A 9,632-nucleotide genomic window follows, 5' to 3' on the forward strand; every position below is an offset into this window, starting at 1 on the left:
CGTGGCCAAGGGCCTTCGTTATCGCCACTAGTGGCTCCGACCGCCGCCCCTTCCTATCCTTTCCGTAATCTGCCCCCCGCCCCCTCGCGGAACCGCCGGGAAACCATTATCTTGCCCCACATCTTCCGCTAATGGACGGACGCATGACAAACCCTGCCACGACCTCCCTGCTCGACCGCGCCAATCTCGATCGCGACCAGGTTCGCCACGAGGTCGCACGCGGGCTTTCCGGTGCCGACGATGGTGAGCTGTTCCTGGAGTACAGCCAGACCGAAGCGCTGATGTTCGACAATGGGCGGCTGAAGCAGGCGACCTACGACACCTCGCAGGGGTTTGGCTTACGCGCCGTCAAGGACGATGCGGTCGGCTATGCGCATTCCTCCGACGTGTCGCTGCCGGCGCTGATTCGCGCGGCGGACGCGGTCGCGGCCGTGCGCGGCGGCTATTCCGGCAGCTTCGCCGCGCCGCCGCCGCATACCAACGTGCGCCTCTATGGCGACGACAATCCGCTGGACGCGCCGGGCTTCGAGACCAAGGTCAAACTGCTCGCCGAGATCGACGCCTACTTGCGCGACAAGGATCCCAGGGTGCGGCAGGTCAGCGTCAGCCTGGGCGCGACCTGGCAAGTGGTCGAGATCCTGCGGCCCGACGGCGAGAGCTATCGCGACATCCGCCCGCTGGTGCGCGTCAACATTTCCGTCGTCGCCGGCCAGGGCGACCGCCAGGAGAGCGGCAGCAAAGGTTATGGCGGCCGCGCCGGCTATGCCGAATTCATCGAGAGCAAGAACTGGCGCGACGCCGCCGATGGCGCCCTGCGCGAGGCGCTGGTCAATCTGGAATCGATTCCCGCCCCCGCCGGCGAGATGGACGTCGTGCTCGGCGCAGGCTGGCCCGGCGTCATGCTGCATGAAGCAGTCGGCCATGGCCTCGAGGGCGACTTCAACCGCAAGAAGACGTCGGCCTTTGCCGGCCTGATGGGCCAGCAGGTCGCGGCCAAGGGCGTCACCGTGGTCGACGACGGCACCATGGCCTCGCGGCGCGGCTCGCTGTCGATCGACGACGAGGGCACGCCGACCAATCGCACCGTGCTGATCGAGGACGGCATCCTGGTCGGCTACATGCAGGACCGCCAGAACGCGCGGCTGATGAACATGAAGCCGACCGGCAACGGCCGCCGTCAGGGCTATGCCCATGTGCCGATGCCGCGCATGACCAACACCTATATGCTCGCGGGCGACCGCGATCCGGCAGAGATCCTGGCCTCGGTGAAGAACGGCGTGTTCGCCGCGAATTTTGGCGGCGGCCAGGTCGACATCACCTCAGGCAAGTACGTGTTCCAGTGCACCGAGGCCTACAAGATCGAGAACGGCAAGATCGGCGCGCCGCTGAAGGGCGCCATGCTGATCGGCAACGGGCCGACCGACCTGCATCGCATCCGCATGATCGGCAACGACCTTGCGCTCGATACCGGCATCGGGACCTGCGGCAAGAATGGACAGGGCGTACCGGTGGGCGTCGGCCAGCCGTCGCTGCTGATGGAACGCATCACGGTGGGTGGAACAGGCGCATGAGCGTAGAAGAAAAGATCACCGTCACCGCCAAGCGGAAGAGCAGCGGCTGGGCCGGGCAGATCGCTCAACTGGCCGGCATCGTCGCGGCGGTCTTCATCGCCAAGGGCGCGCTCGCCGAGCCGTTCTACGTGCCGTCGGGCTCGATGGAGCCGACGCTATTGATCGGCGATGCGCTGCTCGCCTCGAAATTCCCCTATGGCTACGGCACCTCGTCGCTGCCGATCCAGATCAGCCTGCCCGAGAGCGGCCGCGTGTTCGCGGAGACGCCGAAGCAGGGCGACGTCGTGGTGTTCCGCTGGCCCGGCGATCGTTCGCAGGCCTGGGTCAAGCGCGTCGTCGGTCTGCCCGGCGATCGCATCCAGATGCGGCAGGGCCAGCTCTTCATCAACGACCGTCCCGCCGAGCTGAAGCCCGACGGCGTCGGAGCTGCCGAGGACGACAATGGCGGCAGCGAGCCCGCCTACCGCTATGTCGAGAAGCTGCCGAACGGCGTCTCGCATCTGATCTTCAAGATGCGCGACAACGGGCCGCTCGACAATACACAGGAAGTGACGGTGCCGGCCGGCCATCTCTTCGTGCTCGGCGACAACCGCGACAATTCCGCCGACAGCCGCGTGCCGCTGCGCTCCGGCGGCGTCGGCCTGTTGCCGATCGACAATCTGATCGGCCGCGCGGATGCGGTGCTCGGCTCCTGGGATCTCGGCATGCGCGGTCAGCCGGTGTGGACCTGGCTGTCCGGATTCCGGCTCGCGCGGTTCTTCACCGCGGTGCATTGAGCCTCCCCGTCGCGCCATGAAGCGCGACGAATTCCTCGCGCTCGCGCTGAGAAATCCCGTCAACGCCGCGGTCATCGATGAACTCGATCGCCTCGCACTGCCGGATGCGTGGCTGGTTGCAGGCTGCCTCGTGCAGTCGGTGTGGAATGGGCTCACGGGCCGCGCGGTCGATCACGGCATTGCCGATTACGACGTGTTCTATTTCGATTCCGACACGTCGTGGGAGGCGGAGGATGCGGTCATACGCAAGTTGCATGCGCGGCTCGCGCATCTCGGCGCCAAGATCGAGATTCGCAACCAGGCGCGCGTGCATCTGTGGTACCCCGCCAAGCACGGCCTGCCCTACCCGCCGTTGACGCGCTCGACCGACGGCATCGACCGCTTCCTCACGCAGAACACGCAATTCGGAGTGAGACGCGCAGGCGGAGATTTCGACGTATATGCGCCCCACGGCTTCGACGACGTAGCGCGGCTGATCGTGCGGCCGAACAAGGCGCAGAATTTCTCCATCGCGAATTACGAGGCGAAGGCCGCGCGCTGGAAAGCGCTGTGGCCGGAGCTCACGGTGATCGCGGCGACCGCATAGGTCTACGTGTCCCGGACAAGACGCATCGTGAAACGATGCGGCGCAGAGCCGGGACCCATGGTGCAACCGAATGCGGTGTAGCGTAGGCCCCGGCTCTGCAGCGCAGCGCTGAAGGAGCGCCGCGCTGCGTCCGGGGCACGAGGACGAACCCTACCGCACCACGCCCGACGTGAACCCTGCCTTCCTGCGCGGCGGCTTGATTTCCTTTTTCAGGAAGCAGCGCGCCTCGCGTCCGGTGTAGCCGGGGCGGGCATAGGTGAAGGCGCGGCATTTGTTGTCGGCGGTGCACGCCGCCTTGCAGGCCTCCACGCCGTCGCCTTCCTTCAGCTCGAAATTGCGCAGATCGCCGCCGGGACGGTCGATCGACGTCTCCACGCCCTCGACCCGCGGCTCGATCACGCCGGCGCCGCGCACACCGGAGATGCAGCAGCTGCCCGGCACGCGCGCCGGCACGGTGTTCTTCAGCCAGCACACCGCCGAGCCGCCTTCGACGTCGGGATAGCTGAAGCTCCACGAGCGGCAGCGGCGATCGCGTTCGCACAGCAGCGCGCAATCCTCGGGGTCGCCCGATGCCACCGGCGCGCTGAAATAGTCGCCGCCGGGCCGATCGAACGCAGTCTGGGCGCGCACCGGCACGCTCGCGAAGGCGAGCGACAGCAGCGTGACACATGCCACGGCGCTGGCCATGACGGCCCCGGACAGGCGGCCCTTCCACATCGGAACAGCTTTCGAGTTATTGACGACGCTCAGGTTTTTTCAGCCGGTCATTTGATCGCCGCAAACCTGTATGGGCGATGAACGGCTGAAATCCGGTCGTTGGTCTATGGTCTAGAAAGCGTATTCCGCGTAGGCCGGTTCCACCGAGCCTTTCCAGGGGCCGTTGAACTTGTCCAACATTTCCTCGGCCGGCGTCCTTCCGCAATCGATGATGTGGTCGAGCGGCTCCAGGTGCCGCGTTTCGTCGCGGCCCAGCTGGTCGATCCGGCCGCGCCGGCGCAGGCCCGCATGTGCCAGAACGAGGCATTCCTTGGCGATCTCGAACAGATAGCGGTCCTTGATCCGCGCCTTGAAGCCGAAGCGCGGCACGTCGTCGCGCAGGGCCTGACGCTCGGCCGCGGTCCAGTGCTTGACGATCTCCCAGGCCGCATCGAGCGAGACGTCGTCATAGAGCAGCCCGACCCAGAACGCCGGCAGCGCCGGCAACCGTCCCCACGGACCGCCGTCGGAGCCGCGCATCTCGAGGTAGCGCTTGAGCCGCACCTCCGGGAAAATCGTCGAGAGATGGTTGGCCCAGTCCGACAGCGTCGGACGTTCGCCGGGAAGGTTGTTGTTGCGGCCGTCGAAGAACGCGCGGAACGAGGAGCCCGAGACGTCGATGTAATCCTCGTCGCGCTTGACGAAATACATGGGCACGTCGAGCGCGTAGTCGACATAGCGCTCGAAGCCCATGCCGTCCTCGAACGCCCACGGCATCATGCCCGAGCGCGCATTGTCGGTGTCGCGCCAGATCTCGGAGCGGAAGGAGAGGAAGCCGTTCGGCTTGCCTTCGGTGAACGGCGAATTGGCAAACAGCGCGGTCGCAACCGGCTGAAGCGCGAGCGACACGCGCAGCTTCTTGACCATGTCGGCTTCGGAGGAGAAGTCGAGATTGGTCTGCACCGTGCAGGTCCGGTACATCATGTCGAGGCCGTATTGGCCGACCTTCGGCATGTAATTGGTCATGATCTTGTAGCGGCCCTTGGGCATCATCGGGATGTCCGCGCGCGACCAGGACGGCGTCATGCCGAGACCGAGGAAGCCGATGCCGAGCGGCGTTGCGATCTCGCGCACCTGCGCCAGATGCGCCATCAGCTCGCTCTGGGTCTGGTGCACGTTCTCGACCGGCGCGCCTGACAGTTCGAACTGTCCGCCGGGCTCGAGCGAGATCGCACCGCCCCCGGTGACGTCGTAGAGGCCGATGATGTTGCCCTTCTCCATGATCGGCTCCCAGCCGAGCAGGAGCTTCATGCCCTCGAGCAACGCGCCGATGCCGCGCGCGCCTTCGTAAGGCACCGGACGGTGGCCTTCGAGCGTGAATGGCGTCTTCTCGTGCTCGGTGCCCATGCGCCACTCGGAGGCCGGCTTGCAGCCTTCCTCGAACCACGCGACGAGTTCGTCGCGCGATTGCAGCGGCGTCATATCGATCTGGTCTCGCGCCATATCAAACTCTAATCAAAAGGCGCTTCGACCGAATGCGCGCGGGTGACGGGATGGTCCGCGAACCCACCGGGCGCACGGACGAGTTGGTGTGCCGCGCAATCATCGCGACGGCGAGGTTTCGTTGACGTTGGCGACGGGCGGCAGCTTCATCTCGCCGCACGAGCAGCCCAGCCGGTCGAGCAGACCGCTGAGCTTGACGGCATCGGCATCGGACAGTTTCGAACCGACATATTTCTCGATCGCGGCCGAATAGGCGCCCCACATCCGCTTCTGCAGCTCGCGGCCGGCTTCGGTGATCTCGACGAACTGGCCGCGCTTGTCGATCTTGCATTCGCGCCGCGAGGCGAGGCCCTCGTCGACCAGGCGGTCGATCAGGCGCGAGGTGGAATATTGCGGAATCAGCATCTGCCGTTCGAGCTCCACCGGCCGCAGTTCGCCCGACGGAGCCCGCGACAATTCGAGCAGCGCGTCGTACCATGCCAGCGGCGGGAAACCGGCCTTCTTCAAGTCCTGCTCGACGCAATCGAGCACGCGGCTCTGCACCCGCATCAGGCGGATCCAGGCCGAAGTCGCCTCGGTCGATGGTTTGCGTTTCATGGTCCCGCTCAAGCTCGTCGCCCGACTCTTACCCTATTTGATGCAGCTGCATCAATCTTGACTATTCCAAGCAGCTGCATGTAATCGCTCTTTCGGCCGAACCAAGCACAAGAGAAGGAAATTCCATGAAACTGTATTATTCGCCCGGTGCCTGTTCGCTGTCCCCCCACATCGCGCTCCTGGAAGCCGGCCTGCCCTATGAGCTGGTCAAGGTCGATATCCGGGCCAAGAAGCTCGAAAATGGTGAGGATTATCTGAAGCTGAACCCCAAGGGCCAGGTCCCTGCGCTGGGCCTCGACAGCGGCGAGATCGTGACCGAAGGCCCGGTGATTGTCCAGATGATCGCCGATCAGGCAGCGGCCAAGGCGCTTGCTCCGGCCCACGGCAGTTCCGAGCGCTACAAGCTGCTGGAGTGGCTGAACTTCCTCACCTCCGAGGTGCACAAGAGCTTTGGCCCGCTGTTCGCGCCGGCCCTGAACGACGAGGCCAAGGCCTTCTTTAGGGATCGCGTCATGGGCAAGCTGAAATATATCGACAGCCAGCTCGCCGGCCGCGACTACCTGATGGGCAAGCAGTTCACGGTGGCGGACGGCTATCTGTTCACGATGCTGACCTGGGCCGACCGCATGAAGTTCGACCTCTCGGCGATGCCGAACCTTGCCGCCTACAAGGCCCGAGTCGCGGCGCGGCCGCAGGTGCAGGAAGCGCTGCAGAAGGAAGGGCTGGCGCAGGCGAAGTGAGGAAGGCTTCTCCAAAGATGAAAGGCCGGATCGATGATCCGGCCTTTTTGATTCTGCGTAGCCCGGATGGAGCGCAAGCGTAATCCGGGTCACTGCATCCGAGGAGATGCTGTCCCGGATTTCGCTGCGCTCCATCCGGGCTACAAGATCAGATCAGGCCGCCGCCTTCTTCGGCGCGAAGCGGCCGTAGAAGGTCTCGCCCTTCGCCGCCATCTCTTCCAGCAGCTTCGGCGGCGTGAAGCGCGAGCCGTATTTCGCTTCCAGCTTGTGGCAGAGCTCGACGAACTTCTTCGTGCCCATGAAGTCGATATAGGACAGCGTGCCGCCGGTGAACGGCGCGAAGCCGAAGCCGAGGATCGAGCCGACATCCGCCTCGCGCGGATCGGTGATGACGTGGTCCTCGACCGTGCGCGCAGCCTCCACCGCCTGCACCACCAGGAAACGCTGCTTCAGTTCCTCGACATCGAGCGTGTCGGGGTCGAGCTGTTTCGGCTGCAAGGCTGAGAGGCCCGGCCACAGGCTCTTCGAGCCCTTGCCCTTCTCGGGGTAGTCGTAGAAGCCCTTGCTGTTCTTGCGGCCGAGACGGCCCTGCTTCTCGACCATCTCCACCATCAGCTTCTTCTGATCGGGGTTGATGGCGTTGGGGCCGAGATCGGCTTCGGTCGCCTTCATGATCTTCAGGCCAAGGTCGAGCGCGACTTCGTCCGAGAGCGAGAGCGGGCCGACCGGCATGCCGGCCATCTTGGCGCAGTTCTCGATCATCGCCGGCGGCACGCCTTCGAGGAACATCTCGTTGCCCTCGGCGACATAACGGCCGACGCAGCGGTTGGCGAAGAAGCCGCGGCTATCGTTGACCACGATCGGCGTCTTGCCGATCTGGCGGACGTAGTCGAGCGCGGTCGCCAGCGCGAGATCGCCGGTGTTCTTGCCCTTGATGATCTCGACCAGCATCATCTTCTCGACCGGCGAGAAGAAGTGGATGCCGACGAACTTGCCCTGATCCTTGAAGCTCTCGGCCAGCGACGTGATCGGCAGCGTCGAGGTGTTGGACGCGAAGATCACCTCCGGTTTCATGTGCTCCTGCGCCTTGGCGAAGGTGTCCGCCTTGACCTTGCGGTCCTCGAACACGGCCTCGATGACGAGGTCGACGTCCTTCAGTGCGGCATAATCCGCGGTCGGCGTGATGCGCGCGAGCAGCGCTTCGGCGTCCGCAGGCTTGGCGCGGCCCTTCTTGATCTGCTCTTCGATCACCTTCTGCGCATGCGCCTTGCCCTTGTCGGCGCTTTCCTGGTCGCGGTCGATCAGGACGACGTCGAGGCCGGCGCGGGCCGACACGTAGCCGACGCTCGCGCCCATGAAGCCGGCGCCGATCACGGCGATCTTCTTCACCTTGGTCGCGGGCACGTCCTTCGGACGGCGCGCGCCCTTGTTGAGCTCCTGCATCGAGAGGAACAGGCTGCGGATCATCGCAGCCGCTTCCTTCGAGCGCAGCACGGAGGTGAAGTAGCGCGACTCCACGCGCAGCGCCGCGTCGATCGGCAGCTGCAGACCCTCATAGACGCAGCTCATGATCGCGCGCGCGGCCGGGTAGTTGTCATAGGTCTCGCGGCGATAGATCGCGTTGCCGGCGGGGAACATCATCATGCCGGCCTTGGAGAACACCGGGCCGCCGGGCAGCTTGAAGCCCTTCTCGTCCCAGGGCGCGACCGCCTTGCCGCCACCCTTGATCCAGTCCTTGGCGGCCTTGATGAGATCGGCGGCGGGAACGATGGCGTGGATCAGGTTCAGCGCCTTGGCCTTCTCGACCGTGACGGGATCACCCTTGAGCAGGATCGTCATGGCGTCCTGCGGCGGCACCAGGCGCGGCACGCGCTGCGTGCCACCGGCGCCCGGGAACAGGCCGACCTTGACCTCGGGCAGGCCGAGGCGCGTCTTGGGATTCTCCGCGGCGACGCGATAGTGGCAGCACAGCGTGATCTCGAAACCGCCGCCGAGCGCGAGGCCGTTGATCGCGGCCGCCCACGGCTTGCCTGACGTCTCGATCGAGCGCAGCACCAGCGAGAAGCGCCGGCTCTGGTCGAACAGCATCTGGTTCGCCGCGGTCTCGCCCTGCTCCTTCAGGACTTTGGCATATTCCTGGTTCATGCCTTCAAGCATGGAGAGATCTGCGCCGGCGCAGAACGCGTCCTTGGCGGAGGTGATGACGACGCCCTTCACGGCGGCGTCAGCTGTGGTCGCCTTGACGATGGCGTCGAGCTCGTTGGTCGAGGTTTCGTCGAGCACGTTCATGGAACGGCCCGGGATGTCCCAGGTGACGAGCGCAATGCCGTCGGAATCGGTCTCAACCCTGAAGTTCTTGTAAGCCATGTTGGTTGCTCCCTACCCTTAGACGCGCTCGATGATGGTCGCGGTGCCCATGCCGCCGCCGATGCACAGCGTGACCAGGGCGGTGGATTTGTTGGTGCGCTCGAGCTCGTCGAGCACGGTGCCGAGGATCATCGCACCGGTCGCACCAAGCGGATGGCCTAGCGCGATGGCACCGCCATTGACGTTGATCTTGGCGTTGTCGATGTCGAAGGCCTGGATGTAGCGCAGCACGACGGAGGCGAAGGCCTCGTTCAGCTCGAACAGGTCGATGTCCGACTTCTTCATGCCCGAGCGCGCGAACAGCTTTTCGGTGACGTCGACCGGACCGGTCAGCATCATCGCCGGCTCCGAGCCGATATTGGCGAACGCGCGGATTTTTGCACGCGGCTTGAGGCCGTATTTGCTACCTGCTTCCTTGCTGCCGAGCAGCACGGCCCCGGCGCCGTCGACGATGCCGGAGGAATTGCCGGCGTGGTGCACGTAATTGACGCGCTCGATCTCCGGGTGCGACTGCAGCGCGACGCCGTCGAAGCCGCCCATCTGCGCCATCATCGTGAACGAGGGCTGCAGCTGCGCCAGCGACTGCATCGTCGTCGAGGGACGCATGTGCTCGTCCTTGGCGAGGATGGTGAGGCCGTTGATGTCCTTCACCGGCACGATCGACTTGTCGAAGCGGCCCTCTTCCCAGGACTTCGCCGCGCGCTGCTGGCTCTGCACCGCATAGGCATCGACGTCGTCGCGGGAGAAGCCGTATTTGGTGGCGATCAGATCGGCCGAAACGCCCTGCGGCATGAAG

At 65.1% G+C, this 9,632-nt stretch carries 9 protein-coding genes; 4 read left to right on the forward strand and 5 right to left on the reverse strand.

What is annotated here, in order from left to right; translation table 11 throughout:
• Nucleotides 1–143: 143 nt before the first annotated feature.
• Genes tldD through SE92_RS20570 form a run of 3 tightly spaced genes read left to right on the forward strand, consistent with a single transcriptional unit; the run spans nt 144 to nt 2,933 of the window.
• Complete coding sequence (tldD, locus tag SE92_RS20560) at nt 144–1,571, forward strand: metalloprotease TldD (protein ID WP_063203665.1); 1,428 nt, start codon at nt 144–146, stop codon at nt 1,569–1,571.
• The gene (lepB, locus tag SE92_RS20565) at nt 1,568–2,347 is read left to right on the forward strand and encodes a signal peptidase I (RefSeq protein ID WP_063197897.1); all 780 of its coding nucleotides are present in this window, start codon (nt 1,568–1,570) and stop codon (nt 2,345–2,347) included. The genes tldD and lepB overlap by 4 nt, the downstream gene beginning before the upstream one ends.
• 16 nt (nt 2,348–2,363) lie before the next feature.
• Entirely contained in the window at nt 2,364–2,933 is a 570-nt protein-coding gene (locus SE92_RS20570; protein WP_063197899.1) for a nucleotidyltransferase family protein, read from the forward strand.
• Between the two features lie 150 nt (nt 2,934–3,083).
• On the opposite strand, the gene SE92_RS20575 is transcribed toward SE92_RS20570, so the two are convergent.
• From SE92_RS20575 to SE92_RS20585, 3 genes are all read right to left on the reverse strand, one after another.
• Nucleotides 3,084–3,650, reverse strand: a complete 567-nt coding sequence (locus SE92_RS20575) for a PAN domain-containing protein (protein ID WP_063197900.1) — start codon at nt 3,648–3,650, stop codon at nt 3,084–3,086.
• Nucleotides 3,651–3,761: 111 nt separating this feature from the next.
• Nucleotides 3,762–5,132 (reverse strand): glutamate--cysteine ligase, encoded by a 1,371-nt coding sequence (locus SE92_RS20580; RefSeq protein ID WP_063197902.1) that lies wholly within the window; start codon nt 5,130–5,132, stop codon nt 3,762–3,764.
• Between the two features lie 99 nt (nt 5,133–5,231).
• Complete coding sequence (locus SE92_RS20585) at nt 5,232–5,729, reverse strand: MarR family winged helix-turn-helix transcriptional regulator (protein WP_063197904.1); 498 nt, start codon at nt 5,727–5,729, stop codon at nt 5,232–5,234.
• Between the two features lie 125 nt (nt 5,730–5,854).
• Here SE92_RS20585 and gstA point away from each other — a divergent pair, with 125 nt between their 5' ends.
• Entirely contained in the window at nt 5,855–6,469 is a 615-nt protein-coding gene (gene gstA, locus SE92_RS20590) for a glutathione transferase GstA (RefSeq protein ID WP_063197905.1), read from the forward strand.
• A 153-nt stretch (nt 6,470–6,622) separates the two neighbouring features.
• On the opposite strand, the gene SE92_RS20595 is transcribed toward gstA, so the two are convergent.
• A complete protein-coding gene (locus SE92_RS20595; RefSeq protein WP_063197907.1) occupies nt 6,623–8,836 on the reverse strand; it encodes an FAD-dependent oxidoreductase in 2,214 nt (737 codons plus the stop codon).
• Between the two features lie 18 nt (nt 8,837–8,854).
• The coding region (locus SE92_RS20600; protein WP_157095918.1) for an acetyl-CoA C-acyltransferase at nt 8,855–9,632 on the reverse strand (778 nt) is incomplete at its 5' end.

It is taken from the genome of Bradyrhizobium sp. AT1 (assembly GCF_001590795.1).
Lineage (GTDB): Bacteria > Pseudomonadota > Alphaproteobacteria > Rhizobiales > Xanthobacteraceae > Bradyrhizobium.

Excerpts from the sequence above, each read along its gene's own strand:
- SE92_RS20575 (WP_063197900.1), bottom strand. The coding sequence starts at position 3,650 with ATGTGGAAGGGCCGCCTGTCCGGGGCCGTCATGGCCAGCGCCGTGGCA.
- gstA (WP_063197905.1), top strand. The coding sequence starts at position 5,855 with ATGAAACTGTATTATTCGCCCGGTGCCTGTTCGCTGTCCCCCCACATC.
- lepB (WP_063197897.1), top strand. The coding sequence starts at position 1,568 with ATGAGCGTAGAAGAAAAGATCACCGTCACCGCCAAGCGGAAGAGCAGC.
- SE92_RS20585 (WP_063197904.1), bottom strand. The coding sequence starts at position 5,729 with ATGAAACGCAAACCATCGACCGAGGCGACTTCGGCCTGGATCCGCCTG.
- SE92_RS20570 (WP_063197899.1), top strand. The coding sequence starts at position 2,364 with ATGAAGCGCGACGAATTCCTCGCGCTCGCGCTGAGAAATCCCGTCAAC.
- SE92_RS20580 (WP_063197902.1), bottom strand. The coding sequence starts at position 5,132 with ATGGCGCGAGACCAGATCGATATGACGCCGCTGCAATCGCGCGACGAA.
- tldD (WP_063203665.1), top strand. The coding sequence starts at position 144 with ATGACAAACCCTGCCACGACCTCCCTGCTCGACCGCGCCAATCTCGAT.
- SE92_RS20595 (WP_063197907.1), bottom strand. The coding sequence starts at position 8,836 with ATGGCTTACAAGAACTTCAGGGTTGAGACCGATTCCGACGGCATTGCG.